The organism is Vibrio sp. SALL6, from assembly GCF_002002385.1.
In the GTDB taxonomy this organism is placed as follows: domain Bacteria; phylum Pseudomonadota; class Gammaproteobacteria; order Enterobacterales; family Vibrionaceae; genus Vibrio; species Vibrio parahaemolyticus.
The window spans coordinates 43,707-59,712 of record NZ_MQVK01000020.1 but is presented as its reverse complement, the minus strand read 5'-3'; the positions used below and the strand labels follow the sequence as shown (position 1 = coordinate 59,712).

Annotated in this window: 15 protein-coding genes; 11 read left to right on the top strand and 4 right to left on the bottom strand. The window is 46.4% G+C overall.

What is annotated here, in order from left to right; genetic code table 11:
- Positions 1-358 precede the first annotated feature (358 nt).
- From leuA to BIW15_RS12280, 5 genes are all read left to right on the top strand, one after another.
- Complete coding sequence (gene leuA / locus BIW15_RS12300) at positions 359-1,906, top strand: 2-isopropylmalate synthase (protein ID WP_005459507.1); 1,548 nt, start codon at positions 359-361, stop codon at positions 1,904-1,906.
- Between the two features lie 82 nt (positions 1,907-1,988).
- A complete protein-coding gene (gene leuB, locus BIW15_RS12295) occupies positions 1,989-3,080 on the top strand; it encodes a 3-isopropylmalate dehydrogenase (protein ID WP_015296196.1) in 1,092 nt (363 codons plus the stop codon).
- Positions 3,081-3,170: 90 nt separating this feature from the next.
- A complete protein-coding gene (leuC, locus tag BIW15_RS12290; RefSeq protein ID WP_005459505.1) occupies positions 3,171-4,586 on the top strand; it encodes a 3-isopropylmalate dehydratase large subunit in 1,416 nt (471 codons plus the stop codon).
- Between the two features lie 11 nt (positions 4,587-4,597).
- Positions 4,598-5,200, top strand: coding sequence for a 3-isopropylmalate dehydratase small subunit (leuD, locus tag BIW15_RS12285; protein WP_005480538.1), 603 nt, complete (start codon positions 4,598-4,600; stop codon positions 5,198-5,200).
- Between the two features lie 132 nt (positions 5,201-5,332).
- Complete coding sequence (locus BIW15_RS12280) at positions 5,333-6,115, top strand: DUF547 domain-containing protein (protein WP_077281116.1); 783 nt, start codon at positions 5,333-5,335, stop codon at positions 6,113-6,115.
- A gap of 110 nt (positions 6,116-6,225) precedes the next feature.
- On the opposite strand, the gene djlA is transcribed toward BIW15_RS12280, so the two are convergent.
- Positions 6,226-7,080 carry a co-chaperone DjlA gene (gene djlA / locus BIW15_RS12275; RefSeq protein ID WP_077281115.1) on the bottom strand — a complete coding sequence of 285 codons (855 nt, stop codon included), beginning with the start codon at positions 7,078-7,080 and terminating at the stop codon, positions 6,226-6,228.
- Between the two features lie 267 nt (positions 7,081-7,347).
- Here djlA and lptD point away from each other — a divergent pair, with 267 nt between their 5' ends.
- The 6 genes from lptD (at position 7,348) to apaH (ending at position 14,101) form a co-directional block, all read left to right on the top strand.
- On the top strand, positions 7,348-9,693 hold the full coding sequence (gene lptD / locus BIW15_RS12270) for an LPS assembly protein LptD (protein ID WP_005459627.1): 2,346 nt from the start codon (positions 7,348-7,350) through the stop codon (positions 9,691-9,693).
- A 61-nt stretch (positions 9,694-9,754) separates the two neighbouring features.
- Complete coding sequence (gene surA / locus BIW15_RS12265) at positions 9,755-11,038, top strand: peptidylprolyl isomerase SurA (protein WP_005459625.1); 1,284 nt, start codon at positions 9,755-9,757, stop codon at positions 11,036-11,038.
- Positions 11,028-12,026, top strand: coding sequence for a 4-hydroxythreonine-4-phosphate dehydrogenase PdxA (pdxA, locus tag BIW15_RS12260; protein ID WP_005488414.1), 999 nt, complete (start codon positions 11,028-11,030; stop codon positions 12,024-12,026). Before surA ends, pdxA begins: the two co-directional genes overlap by 11 nt.
- Positions 12,023-12,832: a 16S rRNA (adenine(1518)-N(6)/adenine(1519)-N(6))-dimethyltransferase RsmA gene (gene rsmA / locus BIW15_RS12255; protein ID WP_005459622.1), complete on the top strand. Its 810-nt coding sequence runs from the start codon at positions 12,023-12,025 to the stop codon at positions 12,830-12,832. The genes pdxA and rsmA overlap by 4 nt, the downstream gene beginning before the upstream one ends.
- Before the next feature lie 65 nt (positions 12,833-12,897).
- Positions 12,898-13,278, top strand: coding sequence for a Co2+/Mg2+ efflux protein ApaG (gene apaG, locus BIW15_RS12250; protein WP_005459620.1), 381 nt, complete (start codon positions 12,898-12,900; stop codon positions 13,276-13,278).
- 16 nt (positions 13,279-13,294) lie between these two features.
- A complete protein-coding gene (gene apaH, locus BIW15_RS12245) occupies positions 13,295-14,101 on the top strand; it encodes a bis(5'-nucleosyl)-tetraphosphatase (symmetrical) ApaH (RefSeq protein WP_017449023.1) in 807 nt (268 codons plus the stop codon).
- Between the two features lie 80 nt (positions 14,102-14,181).
- On the opposite strand, the gene folA is transcribed toward apaH, so the two are convergent.
- The 3 genes from folA to BIW15_RS12230 are packed head-to-tail and all read right to left on the bottom strand — an operon-like array spanning position 14,182 to position 15,947.
- Positions 14,182-14,664, bottom strand: coding sequence for a type 3 dihydrofolate reductase (folA, locus tag BIW15_RS12240; RefSeq protein ID WP_005459612.1), 483 nt, complete (start codon positions 14,662-14,664; stop codon positions 14,182-14,184).
- 9 nt (positions 14,665-14,673) lie between these two features.
- Positions 14,674-15,147 carry a threonine/serine exporter family protein gene (locus BIW15_RS12235; RefSeq protein ID WP_005459611.1) on the bottom strand — a complete coding sequence of 158 codons (474 nt, stop codon included), beginning with the start codon at positions 15,145-15,147 and terminating at the stop codon, positions 14,674-14,676.
- Positions 15,147-15,947, bottom strand: coding sequence for a threonine/serine exporter family protein (locus BIW15_RS12230; RefSeq protein ID WP_005459610.1), 801 nt, complete (start codon positions 15,945-15,947; stop codon positions 15,147-15,149). Before BIW15_RS12230 ends, BIW15_RS12235 begins: the two co-directional genes overlap by 1 nt.
- Positions 15,948-16,006: the final 59 nt, after the last annotated feature.

The following is a 16,006-nucleotide window of genomic DNA, read 5'->3' as shown; positions in this document are numbered from 1 at the left end:
CACTTTTAACTGATTGCACTTTGAATTGATTGAATGTGTCGATGTATCAGCTGCCTATTATTAAACCACTCATCCGATATGAATAAAAAATCGACTTTAGGGTTGACGCGCTCCAAGGAGTGCGGTACTAATTTGTTAACTTAAATTTGTGGAAAGCTTAACAACTATGTCAGCTCATTTTTCTATCCTGCTTAGCCTCCTCCTGATCGTGACCAGTTCGCGCGGGTAGGCTGTGGAAGAAAAATAACCACACCAATTTCTTAGAAACCCGCATGAAAATGCGGGTTTTTTTATATCTAAATACTGGAAGTAAACGATTAACTTGCACGAAAGTGCAGAAATCAGGAAGGAAGCAAACATGAACGATCAGGTCATTATATTCGACACCACCTTGCGTGATGGCGAGCAAGCGTTGTCAGCAAGCTTGACGGTTAAAGAAAAACTGCAGATTGCCTATGCGCTTGAAAGGCTGGGCGTTGATGTTATCGAAGCCGGTTTTCCTATCTCTTCCCCTGGCGATTTCGAGTCCGTACAAACTATTGCAAAACACATCAAAAATAGCCGAGTTTGTGCCCTTTCGCGTGCCGTTGCGAAAGACATCGATGCCGCAGCTGAAGCGCTAAAAGTTGCTGACCAATTCCGTATCCACACTTTTCTAGCCACTTCCACGATTCACGTTCAAGACAAGCTACGCCGCAGTTACGATGACGTACTTGAAATGGCGGTCAACGCCGTTAAACACGCGCGTAACTATACCGATGATGTCGAATTTTCTTGTGAAGACGCAGGCCGTACGCCAATCGACAATCTATGTCGCATGGTTGAAGCCGCAATTGATGCTGGCGCAAGTACCATCAACATTCCCGATACCGTTGGCTACACAGTGCCAAGCGAGTTCGGTGGCATCATCCAAACGCTTTTCAACCGCGTGCCGAACATCGACAAGGCCATCATTTCAGTGCACTGTCATGATGACTTGGGCATGTCGGTCGCAAACTCAATTGCAGCAGTACAAGCCGGTGCTCGCCAAATTGAAGGCACCATCAATGGTATCGGCGAGCGTGCGGGTAACTGCTCACTAGAAGAAATTGCGATGATCATCAAGACACGTCAAGAGCTTCTGGGCGTAAGCACGGGGATCAAGCACGAAGAAATCCATCGTACTAGCAAGTTGGTGAGTCAACTGTGCAACATGCCGATCCAAAGCAACAAAGCGGTCGTGGGTGCCAATGCATTCAGCCATTCTTCAGGTATCCACCAAGACGGCATGTTAAAGAACAAGAACACTTACGAGATCATGACGCCTGAGTCGATTGGTCTTAAGAACCAAGCGCTTAACCTAACCAGTCGTAGCGGCCGAGCAGCGGTGAAGAGCCACATGGATTCCATGGGTTATAAAGAAGATGAGTACAACCTAGACGCACTGTACGCCGACTTCTTGAAACTGGCCGACCGTAAAGGCCAAGTGTTTGATTACGATTTGGAAGCACTAATGCACTTCTCCAACTTGCGTGAAGAAGATGACTTCTACAAGTTGAATTACCTAAGCGTGCAATCGGGCAGCGTGATGGCAACCACCAGCATCAAGATGCAATGTGGTGATGCGGAAATGTGTGAAGCGGCGGTCGGCAATGGTCCGGTTGATGCGCTATACCAATGTATCTACCGCGTGACAGGTTACGAGATCGTACTAGATAAATTCGATCTAACCGCAAAAGGTGAAGGTGAGGATGGTCTAGGTCAAGCAGACATCATTGCCAACTACAAAGGTAGAAAATACCACGGTACGGGCGTTTCAACCGATATCGTAGAAGCTTCTGGTCAAGCACTATTGCATGTTATCAACAGCATCCATCGCGCAGACACCATTGCCGAGATGAAGCAGAAAAAGATTGCTACGGTATAGTCATGCTGAGCTTTATCGCTCAGAGACACACAACACGATTTCAAATAATTAAGCTCAAAAATTAGAAGATTAAAGGAATAACATGACAGACAAATCATACAAAATCGCCGTACTTCCTGGTGACGGCATCGGCCCAGAAGTGATGGCTCAAGCGCATAAAGTTCTGAATGCTATCGAGCAAAAACATGGCATCTCATTTGAGCGCGAAGAACATGATGTTGGTGGTATTGCTATCGATAATCATGGTTGCCCACTTCCAGAAAGTACGGTAACAGCGTGTGAAGAGTCTGACGCAGTTCTATTTGGTTCGGTTGGTGGCCCTAAGTGGGAACATTTGCCACCAAACGACCAGCCAGAGCGCGGTGCATTGCTGCCACTACGTAAGCACTTCCAACTGTTTTGTAACCTTCGTCCAGCGCAAATCCACGCTGGTCTAGAAGCTTTCTCACCGCTACGTGCAGACATCTCAGGTCGCGGCTTTGATATTGTCGTCGTACGCGAATTAACTGGTGGCATCTACTTCGGCCAGCCGAAAGGCCGTGAGGGTGAAGGCGCTAACGAAAAAGCGTTTGATACCGAGGTGTACCACCGCTACGAAATCGAACGTATTGCAAAAATCGCGTTTGAATCGGCTCGTCTACGTCGCAAGAAAGTGTGCTCAATTGACAAAGCAAACGTTCTGCAGAGTTCTATCTTATGGCGTGAAGTTGTGGAAGAGATTGCCAAAGACTACCCAGATGTCGAGTTGTCTCACATGTACATCGACAACGCGACCATGCAGTTAATCAAAGACCCAGCCCAGTTTGACGTCATGTTATGTTCAAACATCTTTGGCGACATCATCTCTGATGAGTGTGCAATGATCACGGGCTCTATGGGCATGTTGCCTTCAGCAAGTCTTAACGAAAGCAAGTTCGGCCTATACGAGCCTGCCGGTGGCAGCGCACCAGATATCGCAGGCAAAAACATTGCTAACCCAGTTGCGCAGATCCTTTCTGCAGCACTGATGCTGCGTTACAGCCTTGGCGAAGAAGCCGCGGCGCAAGATATCGAATCCGCAGTATCTAAAGCACTTTCGGCAGGTGAGCTTACCGCAGACCTAGCAAGCGACAAGCCTGCACTGACGACATCAGAAATGGGTGACAAGATCGCTGAGTACATTTTGAACTCATAAACAGACTGACATTATAAATATAACTGTCGTTTGCCATCACCGCAGCGGATCATCCCGTTGCGGTGACAAGGACGACGAGGAAAGGAAGCAATGGGCAAAACACTATACGAAAAAGTCTACGACGCACACGTTGCCGTCGCGGCAGAAGGGGAAACCCCTATTCTTTATATTGATCGTCACTTGGTACACGAAGTGACCTCTCCACAAGCCTTTGATGGCTTGCGTGAAAAAGGTCGTAAAGTTCGTCAGGTTAGCAAAACGTTCGCCACGATGGATCACAACGTTTCGACCACAACCAAAGACATCAACGCCTCTGGCGAGATGGCGCGTATCCAAATGGAAACGCTATCGAAAAACTGCGAAGAGTTCGGTGTTACCCTTTACGACCTAAACCACAAATATCAGGGCATCGTCCATGTTATGGGCCCAGAGCTAGGCATTACTCTACCGGGTATGACCATCGTTTGTGGTGACTCTCATACCGCAACACACGGGGCATTTGGCTCACTGGCTTTCGGTATCGGTACCTCTGAAGTTGAACACGTACTAGCGACTCAAACGCTAAAACAAGCACGTGCGAAAACAATGAAAATCGAAGTGAAAGGTAAAGTCGCACCGGGTATTACCGCGAAAGATATCGTTCTAGCGATCATCGGCAAAACAACGGCTGCGGGCGGTACTGGTTATGTGGTTGAATTCTGCGGTGAAGCGATTACTGACCTTTCTATGGAAGGCCGCATGACGGTATGTAACATGGCCATTGAATTGGGCGCAAAAGCAGGCCTAATTGCACCAGATGAAACCACGTTTGAATACATCAAAGGTCGTAAGTTCTCACCGCAAGGCGCAGATTTTGATGCTGCAGTAGAGTACTGGAAGACGTTAAAAACTGACGCAGATGCCGAATTTGATGCCGTAGTAACGCTAAATGCTGCTGACATCAAACCACAAGTAACTTGGGGCACAAACCCAGGTCAGGTCATTGCCGTTGACCAACCGATTCCAGCACCAGAAAGCTTCACTGATCCAATCGAAAAAGCGTCTGCTGAAAAAGCATTGGCTTACATGGGCCTAGAAGCAGGTAAATCATTGTCTGACTACCAAGTAGATAAAGTGTTTGTTGGCTCTTGTACGAACTCTCGCATCGAAGACATGCGCGCTGCCGCCGTCGTGGCGAAAGGCCGTAAGGTCGCATCGCACGTTCAAGCATTGATTGTCCCGGGCTCAGAACAGGTGAAAGCACAAGCAGAAGCCGAAGGCTTGGATGTCATATTTAAAGAAGCGGGCTTTGAATGGCGTCTACCAGGTTGTTCAATGTGTTTAGCAATGAACAATGACCGTTTGGGACCTCACGAGCGTTGTGCATCCACATCAAACCGTAACTTTGAAGGCCGTCAGGGCCGTGATGGTCGCACTCACTTGGTTAGCCCTGCAATGGCAGCCGCGGCAGCTATCGCGGGTCACTTTGTTGACATTCGTGAATTAACTTTTGATAAACAGGATTAGGGAGAACAATCATGTCAGGTTTTAAACAACATACTGGTTTGGTTGTGCCTCTAGATGCCGCCAACGTTGACACGGATGCCATTATTCCAAAGCAGTTTTTACAAAAAGTTTCTCGCCTAGGTTTCGGTAAGCATCTTTTCCATGACTGGCGCTTCCTTGATGATGCAGGCGAGCGACCAAACCCTGAGTTTGTAATGAATGCGCCACGTTACCAAGGCGCTTCTATCCTACTTGCGCGTGAAAACTTCGGCTGTGGCTCATCTCGTGAACACGCACCTTGGGCTTTGGCTGATTACGGCATTAAAGCGATGATCGCACCTAGTTTTGCGGACATTTTCTACGGCAACTCCATCAACAACCAAATGGTTCCGGTTCGTCTGACTGAGCAAGAAGTGGATGAACTGTTCCAATTCGTTGAAGCCAATGAAGGTGCGCAAATTGAAGTAGATCTGGAAGCCCTAAAAGTGCGCGCAAACGGCAAGGAGTATGACTTTGAAATCGACGAGTTCCGTCGTCACTGCCTGCTTAATGGCTTAGATAACATCGGTTTGACGCTTCAGCACGAAGACAAAATCGCTGAGTATGAAGCCAATATCCCAAGCTTCCTGCGTTAAAACGCTTCTTTGAATAGACAAATAACAGGCTGACCATTGTCAGCCTGTTTTGTTTTTATGCATAGATTAAAGAAAGAAAACAACAACTAGACGGGTCTACACTAACAATTAAGTCTCACTAAAGGTCTCTCTATGAAGCGTTTCTTATTGCTACTGTGTGCCCTACTCTCCTTTTCCGCTCTGGCCGCACCAAAAGCCGACTTATGGCCTTATTGGCAGCAGTCCAACGGGGTCAACCAAACCTCAATCTCTCATCTGGAGTGGCAACAGTTACTCGACAGCTATCTAGTTACCCGAGGTGACAACACTCTATTTCGTTACAACCAAGTCTCGGTCGCCGATAAAACAAAGTTAAAGCAGTACATTCAACGTCTTGCTAGTTTAAATCCATTGCAACACCGCCAAGCCGAGCAATACGCATATTGGGTGAACCTGTACAACGCGTTGACGGTTGACCTAATTTTGGATAACTACCCGATAACGTCGATCACCAAGTTAGGCGGGCTGTTTAGCTTTGGCCCATGGGATCAAGATGTCATCATCATTAACGGAAAAAGCCTGACCTTGAATGATATTGAGCACCGAATTTTACGACCAATCTGGCAAGATCCAAGAACGCACTACGCTGTCAATTGTGCAAGCCTAGGCTGCCCGAATCTTCAAACTCAAGCTTTTACCGCTGAGAATACTCAAACCTTGTTAGAGAGTGCCGCAAAGACCTTTATCAACAGCAAAAAAGGCGTCTCTATTGAAGGTGACACGGCGAAAATATCTTCAATTTATGAGTGGTTTGCCGTTGATTTTGGTGATGAGAAAGAGGTGTTTAACCACATCAGAAAGTACGCGCCACAATACAACCATTTTTCAGGTCGGGTGAAGTACGACTACGATTGGAGCTTGAACCAAGCCGACTGATTTATCCATCCTTGTTCAGCTTGAGATGCTTTTAGCCACCGATAACCCAAAAGCTAAAAAAGGGCACCAAGTGCCCTTTTTACTTTCTAGTTTGCTTGTTAGATTTTGGCTTACTTAAAGCCTTTTACCTTTTTAATTAAATCGTATGCGTTTTGAATTTCTTGCGATTTTTCTTTTGCGACGTTCATCATTTCTGGCGGTAAACCTTTGGCCATCAATTTATCAGGGTGATGCTCATTCATTAACTTACGGTAAGCTCGTTTAACGGTTTTACCGTCCGCCTCTGGTGACACATCCAAAATTTTGTACGCATCGGCCAATTGATCCGCCTGTGAGGCTTGCTGCCAACCTGACGACTGGTATTGGCCTTGTTGCTGACCATGGAAACCACCTTGATGTTGGAAACGGAACGCCGCTTCTTGCATTTGCAGGCGACGCTCTAGTTGCTCAGATGAGAAACCTAAACCACGAGCAATTTTGTGCAACACATTACGTTCACTTGGATGGATAGCTCCATCAGCAAAAGCAGCGGAAATTTGCAGTTCAAGGAAGAATTGCAGCAAATCAAAACGGCCAGCGGTCGAGATTTTTACACGCACCAGCACATCTTCTAATGGGAAATCACTCTCTTTCCCTTCGCGGAACGCATCTTGCGCCGCACGGCGTTGTTCGCCATGCAAATTCATACGAGCCATCATGGCAGTCGCAAGTTGGATCTCTTCTTTAGTGACCTGCCCTTTGGCTTTTGCCACGTGTCCCATTACTGCAAACGCCGCTTTAAAGAATTCTTCCTGACGCTGAGCCTGACTCGGTCCTTTTCCAAAGCCACCTGTAGAGAACCCAGCTTGACTTAAACGTCGGGCTTTATCGAATTGGTGACCAATAAATAAACCAAACAGCAAACCGAATGGACCACCCAGTAACAAGCCAAAAAAGGCACCCAGAATTTTGCCAAAAATATGCATTATGTGTTCTCTATCAATGAATTTTTATCGACGACGACGGTCTTATAGTGCCGGATGGAACGATTTCCTTTATGATAATGGAATTAGTTTTATTTCGGCTAGGCCATTTCGCCTGCTTATCTTTGCAGCTATTTTTGTCGTCATTATGCCATAGCAAATCAATACGCTGGGACAATTGCGACTATAGTTGATTCATTTGGCTATGACGCTAGGGTACAACAAGCCCTATAGCCATCGAGTAGTAGTGACACAGGAAAGTTCAATTCAATGCAACATTTCTCCCGCACATTTATAGCGGCCTCTATCAGCACCGCCTTGTTTGTACCCACCACTCAAGCTGAAGCGAATATAAATGATAGTGTGCAGGAAATGCCCGCCACAGATCAATGTTTGGTCGAAACAAGTGGCGAGGAGGACGCTCTTAATACCCCAGTAGTGGTAGAAGCGGACAACCTGCAAGCCATTAATGGTGACAAAGCACAATACTCTGGAAACGTCCAAGTAACGCAAGGTCCGAAGAAAATCACCGCAGATAGCGTAACCCTGCACCAACAAGACAACGTGGTGGTGGCAGAAGGCAACGTGACCTTCAATGACGGACAAGTTAAAGCCCGCTCAGATCGTGTTACCAACGACATCAACCAAGATACCTTCTCGCTTGAAAACACCGAATACCAATTTCTTTGCCAACAAGGTCGTGGTACTGCTGCTTACATTGCGCGTACAGGTCAGTCTGTCTATGAACTAGAAGATGGCTCAATCACATCATGTCCTGAAGGCGATAATTCATGGCGTTTGGTTGCGTCTGGTATTGACGTAGACCAAGACGAAGAGACCGCCACGCTGCACCACCCTCGTTTTGAGATCATGGATGTGCCCGTGTTTTACGTGCCATACATGACTATGCCTATTGGTAATACGCGTAAAACCGGTTTCCTATTCCCTTCTCTTTCTTACGGTTCTAGTGACGGTATGGAAGTGGAAGTGCCATTTTACTGGAACATCGCACCTCAATACGACATGACACTCACTGCACTCTACATGCAGCAACGTGGCACCAAACTCGACACCGATTTCCGTTACCTAACCGATGGCTGGGGTGAAGGTAAACTGAAAGGCGAATACCTCAACAGCGATAAAAAATATCAAGATGATTCTCGCTGGGGTTACCAAGTTAAGCACGATGGTATTATCAATAAACAGTGGATTGTGAAAGTTGATTACTCACAAGTCAGTGACATTGATTACTTCCTAGATTTGGACTCTGACATCGGTAACCGTGAAGACGGTCAGTTAGTCCAAGAAGGACATGTGCAGTACCGTTCAGATTTCTGGGATGCGTCTTTAACCGTTCGAGATTTCCAAATCCTCTTGAAAGAAGAAAACCGTCCATATCGTTTACTTCCTCAATTAGATTTGAACTACTACACGCCGTTGTGGGGTGATCACCTTAACTTCGACGTAAAAAGCCAAGTCAGCCGTTTTGACACTAGTGATACCGCTCGACCAAATGCGACTCGCGTTCACATAGAGCCGGGACTAACCATGCCGCTGTCAAACTCTTGGGCCACTTGGACAACGGAAGCGCGCGTACTTTCCACTTACTACTCTCAAGACCTTACTGGCTTGACAGACGTGGACTTGAAAAACCAGCTTGATGAACAAGTTTCTCGTGTTATTCCTGAGTTTCGTACCCATGCTCAGATTTACTTAGAGCGTGACACCAGTTGGATCAAAGGCTACACACAAACGCTAGAACCACAGCTTCAGTACCTTTACGTACCAGAAGAAGATCAAACCAACATCTACAACTACGATACAACGCTGCTGCAAACTGACTACTACGGTCTATTCCGCAGTCGTAAGTACAGTGGTATTGATAAGATCGCATCGGCTAACCAGCTGAGCTACGGTGCAAGTACGCGCTTCTTTGATGATGACTACAAAGAACGTTTGAACGTGTCGTTTGGTCAGATCTACTACTTCGATAAGAAGACGAAAATCAGCAATAGCCCGAACATTCCAGACGAGACAACCAACTACTCTTCATGGGCAGTTGAAGCTGATTTCAACTACAACGACTACCTGTTCTATCACGGTGGCGTTCAGTACGACATCGACTTAAGCTCAATGCAGCTTGCCAACAGTACGTTGGAATATCAGTTTAACGGCGGCTTTATTCAAGGTAACTACCGCTATGTCACTCGCGAATACATCGAAGATACGATCATTCTCGAAAACCTCGACACTATTACTCGTAAAGGTATTTCACAAGCAGGTATCGTAGCGGCATACGAGTTCAACCGTAACTGGTCTGCAAGCGGTCAGTACTACTATGACCTAAATGAAAATACCGATATGGAATGGCTAGCAAGCCTGCGTTACCAATCTGATTGTTGGTACATTGGTTTGACATACTCTAACCAATTACTCGGTTGGGAAAATCAAGCCATCGGCAGTACGGGCTCCTCTCCTGAATACGAAAACAACTTTAGTGTTAACTTCGGTATTCAAGGCTTTGCGACAAATCAAAGCACCGGTACAGCAGTCAAAGAACTGGATGGTTCCGACAACGCGATTAAATACGGTCGCCCATTCTATTTGAACAATTAATCGAATTAAGCGTCTTACTCTAAATAAGACGCTTCTTCAAAAAATACTGACGGAATTTTAAATGAAAATTTGGAAATCAATCTTATTCACGACCCTACTCTCTTGTGGAGCAGTAGCAGCACCGGTAGAGCTTGATAAGGTTGCTGTCATCGTTAACGACGGTGTCATTCTACAAAGCGACATCAATACTGCGATGAAAACCCTACAAGCCAATGCTCGTCAAAGCGGAAAAAGTCTACCTTCGGCAAGCGTGCTCAAAGAGCAAGTGGTAGAAAAACTGATCATCGATACGCTGCAAGGCCAAGAAGCTGACCGTATTGGTGTACGCATCGACGATAACCGTCTAAACCAAGCCATCGCAGAAATCGCACGCAACAATAACCAAAGCGTGGAAGAACTGGCAGCATCAGTGCAAGCAGAAGGCCTAAGCTACCCAGAGTTCCGCGAGCAAATCCGTAAAGAAATTGCAGCGTCAGAAGCTCGTAATGCGCTAGTTCGTCGCCGAATCAATATCCTTCCAGCAGAAGTTGATAGCCTTGCAGACCAGCTAGCGAAAGAAACCAACGCAACCGTGCAATACAAAATCGGTCATATCCAACTGCGTTTCACCGACGGTCAAGATAAATCAGAAGTAGAAGCACAAGCGAAAGCCCTGGTTAAAAAACTGAACGACGGCGCAGACTTCACCGAAATGGCTTACACCTACTCTAAAGGTCCGAAAGCTCTCCAAGGTGGTGATTGGGGTTGGATGCGTAAAGAAGAAATGCCAACCATCTTTGCTGATCAAATCAAGATGCAGAACAAAGGCAGCATCATTGGTCCATTCCGTAGTGGTGTTGGTTTCCACATCCTAAAAATTGAAGATGTGAAGGGTCTAGAAACCGTTGCGGTGACGGAAGTTAACGCTCGCCATATTCTGATCAAACCAACCGTGATTCTTAGTGATGAAGGCGCTAAAAAGCAGTTGAATGAATTCGTTCGTCGCATCAAAGCTGGCGAAGCGACCTTTGCTCAATTGGCCTCACAATACAGCCAAGACCCAGGCTCTGCGGCTCAAGATGGTGAACTTGGTTACCAAACACCGGATCTTTATGTTCCTGAATTTAAACACCAAGTTGAAACGCTACCAGTTGGCTCAATCAGTGAACCATTCAAAACGGTTCATGGCTGGCACATTGTTGAAGTGTTAGACCGACGCCAAGTCGACCGCACAGATTCAGCAATGAAGAATAAAGCTTACCGCATTCTATTCAATCGTAAGTTTAATGAAGAAGCAGGCGCATGGATGCAAGAGCTGCGTGCAAGTGCGTTTGTTGAAATCGTGGATGACAACAATGACAACTAATTCAATTCGCAGAATTGTCGTAACCGCAGGGGAACCTGCGGGCATCGGCCCTGACTTAGTGCTGGCTCTATCAAAAGAAGATTGGGCACACCAGATTGTCGTCTGCGCAGATAAAAACATGTTGCTGGAACGTGCCAAAATGCTTGGCATTGATGTCCAACTCTTTGATTACAATCCTGAAGAAGCACCTAAGGCGCAAAAAGCGGGCACACTTATCGTTGACCACGTTGAAATTTCGGAAAACGCGATTGCTGGTCAACTTAATGAAGCCAACGGCCACTACGTATTAAAAACGCTAGAAAGAGCCGCTTTGGGCTGTATGAATGATGAATTTGATGCTATTGTCACCGGCCCTGTTCACAAGGGGGTGATCAATCGCGCAGGTGTTGCATTCAGTGGTCATACTGAATTCTTTGCCGAGAAATCAAATACACCGTTAGTGGTGATGATGTTGGCAACAGAAGGACTGCGTGTCGCATTGGTTACCACACATATTCCATTGGCGTATGTGTCAAAAGCGGTCACCGAAGAGCGACTAGAGAAGATCATCGATATTCTTCATAAAGACCTCGTAGAAAAATTTGCCATCGCAGAGCCAAACATCTATGTTTGCGGGCTTAATCCTCATGCAGGTGAAGATGGCTGTTTAGGTCGTGAAGAGATCGAAACCATCACTCCGACACTGGAAAAGATTCAAAAAGAAAAAGGTATCAAGCTGATCGGCCCACTGCCGGCAGATACCATTTTCAATGAAAAATATTTAAACGATGCAGATGCTGTTTTAGGCATGTACCACGACCAAGTATTGCCAGTATTAAAATACAAAGGCTTTGGGCGTTCAGTAAACATTACTCTTGGTCTACCTTTTATTAGAACCTCGGTAGATCACGGTACTGCATTAGAACTGGCAGGGACAGGTCAAGCGGATACAGGGAGCTTCCGAACAGCGCTCACGCATGCGATAGAATTGGTAGAGAAGAAACAATGAGAAATGATGTCCATTTAGGACACAAAGCGCGTAAACGTTTTGGTCAAAACTTCCTGAACGATCCATACATTATTGATGGCATCGTATCAGCAATTAACCCAAAGCCAGGTCAAAATCTGGTTGAGATCGGCCCGGGTCTTGGTGCAATCACAGAACCCGTTGGCCGTGAAGTAGATAAGTTCACCGTTATTGAACTGGACCGTGACCTTGCCGAGCGTTTACGTAACCACCCTGATTTGGCAGACAAGCTAACGATTCATGAAGGCGACGCAATGCGCTTTGACTTCACTCAGTTAGTGAAGCCAAACAACAAGCTGCGTATCTTCGGTAACTTGCCGTACAACATCTCTACACCTTTGATGTTCCACCTGTTTGAATTCCATAAAGACATTCAAGACATGCACTTTATGCTTCAAAAAGAAGTGGTGAATCGCTTGGCAGCAGGCCCGGGTAGTAAAGCTTACGGTCGTCTAACGGTAATGGCGCAGTACTACTGTAAAGTTGTACCTGTACTAGAAGTGCCACCAACCGCATTTGTTCCGCCACCGAAAGTAGACTCCGCTGTTGTTCGCCTAGTACCTTATGAAGAGCTACCATGCCCAGCGAAAGATCTACGTTTACTCGATCGCGTTTGTCGTGAAGGCTTTAACCAACGCCGTAAAACCGTGCGTAACTGCTACAAATCTCTGTTGAGCGCAGAAGTTCTGGAAGAGCTAGGTGTAAACCCAAGCATGCGTCCAGAAAACCTAACGCTACAACAATTCGTCGCGATGGCGAACTGGCTAGCGGACAACCCGCAGCACTAATAACTCAAACAATAAGCCAAACCCTTGCCGGTTTGGCTTATTATTAAGTTTATCAAGGAGTGCACATGGACGTCATTCAACCCTGCATCAAGATTCAAGTTCACACCAAATACATCGAAGAACAATCCAATCCAGAGCTACAACGCTTTGTTTTCGCCTACGTCATTACCATTAAAAACCTCAGCCAGCAGACAGTGCAGCTCATAAGTCGCCGATGGTTGATTACCGATTCCAACGGTAAACAAATGACGGTAGAGGGAGAAGGTGTTGTTGGGCAGCAGCCGTTTATTCCAAGCAACGATGAATACACTTACAGCAGTGGTACCGCGTTAGAAACGCCTGTTGGTGTCATGCAAGGACACTACAAAATGCTGGATGAAAAAGGCCAGGAATTCATCACTGAAATTGAGCCATTTCGTTTAGCGATTCCGAACGTTTTAAATTAATAAGATTGGAGATTCAGTGGCTACCTATATCGTTGGTGACATCCAAGGCTGTTTTGACGAACTACAGCAGCTACTCAAGCGCGTCAACTTTTCCACTCAACATGACCAACTTTGGCTCGCAGGAGATTTGGTGGCTCGCGGCCCGAAATCACTCGAAACACTGCGCTTCGTAAAGTCACTCGGTGACAGCGCAAAAGTCGTACTCGGCAATCATGACTTGCATTTACTGGCAGTATCCTACGGCCTGAAAAAGCGAAAAGACAAAGATAAAACGACCCCTATTTTCCTCGCTAAAGACCGCGAAGAACTGCTCTCTTGGCTAGCTAAACAACCTCTTCTGGCAGAGCACGACGAGTTTGTGATGTGTCATGCGGGTATCTCACCGCAATGGGATTTAGAAACAGCCAGACAATGCGCTCGCGAAGTAGAACATATTATCCAAGGCGAAGAGTTGCCGTGGTTGCTAAAAAACATGTACAGCAACTTACCAGATCTTTGGGATGACTCACTGGAAGGGCTGGATCGCTATCGCTATATCATCAATGCCTTTACAAGAATGCGTTTCTGCTTTTCTGATGGTCGTTTAGATATGGACTGCAAACTGCCTCCGCAAGAAGTCACAGGTGACCAATTGGTACCTTGGTTTGAACTGCCGCACCGCATACCGTTAGAAAAAACAGTGTTATTCGGCCACTGGGCAGCATTGCAGGGCTATATCGATGAAAAAGTCATTGGACTCGATACAGGTTGTGTCTGGGGTGGTTCGCTGACGATGATCCGTTGGGAAGACAAACAACTCTTTACCCAAGACGCTCTCGATTAATCACTAGATCGTTACTCCAAAAACAAAAAGCACCGTGGTTACGGTGCTTTTTTCTATTCTGCTTCGAGAGACTTTTCTAACTATTGCTTTTCTAAAATCGTAAAACGCATGTTGTAAGCGTTTTTCTCATCCGCTTGGTAGGTTTCAGAATATGTCTCTTTGAACTCATTACCCCAGTCTGGGAACTGGGTGTCACCTTCAACTACAGCATCAATATGTGTGACGTACAGTTTATTTGCCATCGCTAAACAAGAAGCATAGATAGCACCGCCACCAATGATCATTACTTCTTCAACATCACCTGCAGCCTCTAACGCTTTTTCAACTGAAGTCACCGTCGTAACGCCTTCAATACTCAATGATTCATCTCGGCTAATGACAATATTCAAACGTCCTGGCAAAGGGCGACCAATTGAATCGTAAGTCTTTCTTCCCATTACGACGGGCTTCCCCATCGTACAACGTTTAAACCAAGCAAAATCCGCAGGAAGATGCCAAGGCATTTGATTATCTTTGCCAATAACGCGGTTGTCTGCCATCGCGGCAATCATACTAATGATCATGTCGGGTCCTTATACTATCGGTCTGCGGCGGTAGAATAACAGCCCAGGAACTGCGAGGCCAACTGCTAGACCAGCAATAATAAACATGGCTTTAAGAAAGTTCTCCATGCAGGTCGCAATTAACTCTGGCGAGTAACCCAAATGGTTAATCTCCACCATCGCAATCATCGCTTTGTAAGCAAAAACGCCCGGCACCATAGGTATCAATGCAGCGACAGTAAACACTTTTGGATGAGCCAAAAAGCGGTGAGACCAATGAACCCCTATCATGCCAACCAAGGTGGCAGCGAAGAAGGTCGCCCACTCAATCGGTACTCCAAACTGCATCATCAAGTAACGGCTTCCGTGACCAATCGCACCACCTACCGCGCAATAGATCAAAGCTCGCTGTGGCACATTAAACACCAACGCAAAGCCGACTGCAGGGATGGCTGCAAAAAACATGTCATTGAGCAAACCGAGCGTTAAATCAAAAATATTCATTAAATTGCCCACCCCCAAATACCAGTTACACTCATTGCCGCCACAATGCCCAAACACGTTGCTAACGTCAGCAAACTGGCCATTACAAACCGAGCAATACCCATATTAATGTGACCTTTTAGCATGTCTGCTACCGAATTAATCAGTGGAAAACCAGGCACCAACATCAATACCGACGATGCCATCGCTACGGTTGGTAAATTACCAATTTGGTAAATTTCAGCTTGAGCAGAAATCAACGTAGTTACAAATGCGGTAGCAGCAAAGTTAAGTAATGGATTGAAGTGACGATGGCCAATCTCTTGGCGCACGATCATGCCACCAGCCGAGGCCAAGAAGGTCATAATAAATACGCCCCAATCGCCACCTGCTAAATGGCTGAATGCCGCGCATGATAAGCCAATCATAAGCACCACTAGCCAGCGATTGTACCGTTCTGGGCTGATGGTATTCAGTTTTTTCTGCGCCATGGCTGCATCGAGTAACCCGCGCTCCATCATGATACAGATGCGTTGAATTTGCGTAATAACGCGCATGTTGATGCCACGATCGGCACAGCTTCGAGTAGTGGTGATGCAGTGTCCATCCATTACGGTCGTGACAACCAAGGCATTGGCTGAGAGGGCTACAGCCACTTCATGCACGCCACAAGCTAAGCCAATACGACGCATGATATCGCACACAAGCGTACTTTCTGCGCCATGGGCCAACAGCATTTGTCCGGCTTGAGCGACAAGTCGAGAAATGGAGCGTTGGTTAGATACCGTCAACTCTCCAGACGGTATGGTTTCTAGATTCATAGATAGGTCTAAGTCCTTTTAGGGTGTTGCTTACTCTCACGTGAAGGAACCCAAACAGT

Excerpts from the sequence above, each read along its gene's own strand:
- apaG (WP_005459620.1), top strand. The coding sequence starts at position 12,898 with ATGGACGTCATTCAACCCTGCATCAAGATTCAAGTTCACACCAAATAC.
- lptD (WP_005459627.1), top strand. The coding sequence starts at position 7,348 with ATGCAACATTTCTCCCGCACATTTATAGCGGCCTCTATCAGCACCGCC.
- djlA (WP_077281115.1), bottom strand. The coding sequence starts at position 7,080 with ATGCATATTTTTGGCAAAATTCTGGGTGCCTTTTTTGGCTTGTTACTG.
- folA (WP_005459612.1), bottom strand. The coding sequence starts at position 14,664 with ATGATCATTAGTATGATTGCCGCGATGGCAGACAACCGCGTTATTGGC.
- leuD (WP_005480538.1), top strand. The coding sequence starts at position 4,598 with ATGTCAGGTTTTAAACAACATACTGGTTTGGTTGTGCCTCTAGATGCC.
- rsmA (WP_005459622.1), top strand. The coding sequence starts at position 12,023 with ATGAGAAATGATGTCCATTTAGGACACAAAGCGCGTAAACGTTTTGGT.
- BIW15_RS12280 (WP_077281116.1), top strand. The coding sequence starts at position 5,333 with ATGAAGCGTTTCTTATTGCTACTGTGTGCCCTACTCTCCTTTTCCGCT.
- leuB (WP_015296196.1), top strand. The coding sequence starts at position 1,989 with ATGACAGACAAATCATACAAAATCGCCGTACTTCCTGGTGACGGCATC.
- BIW15_RS12235 (WP_005459611.1), bottom strand. The coding sequence starts at position 15,147 with ATGAATATTTTTGATTTAACGCTCGGTTTGCTCAATGACATGTTTTTT.
- pdxA (WP_005488414.1), top strand. The coding sequence starts at position 11,028 with ATGACAACTAATTCAATTCGCAGAATTGTCGTAACCGCAGGGGAACCT.
- leuA (WP_005459507.1), top strand. The coding sequence starts at position 359 with ATGAACGATCAGGTCATTATATTCGACACCACCTTGCGTGATGGCGAG.
- leuC (WP_005459505.1), top strand. The coding sequence starts at position 3,171 with ATGGGCAAAACACTATACGAAAAAGTCTACGACGCACACGTTGCCGTC.
- surA (WP_005459625.1), top strand. The coding sequence starts at position 9,755 with ATGAAAATTTGGAAATCAATCTTATTCACGACCCTACTCTCTTGTGGA.
- BIW15_RS12230 (WP_005459610.1), bottom strand. The coding sequence starts at position 15,947 with ATGAATCTAGAAACCATACCGTCTGGAGAGTTGACGGTATCTAACCAA.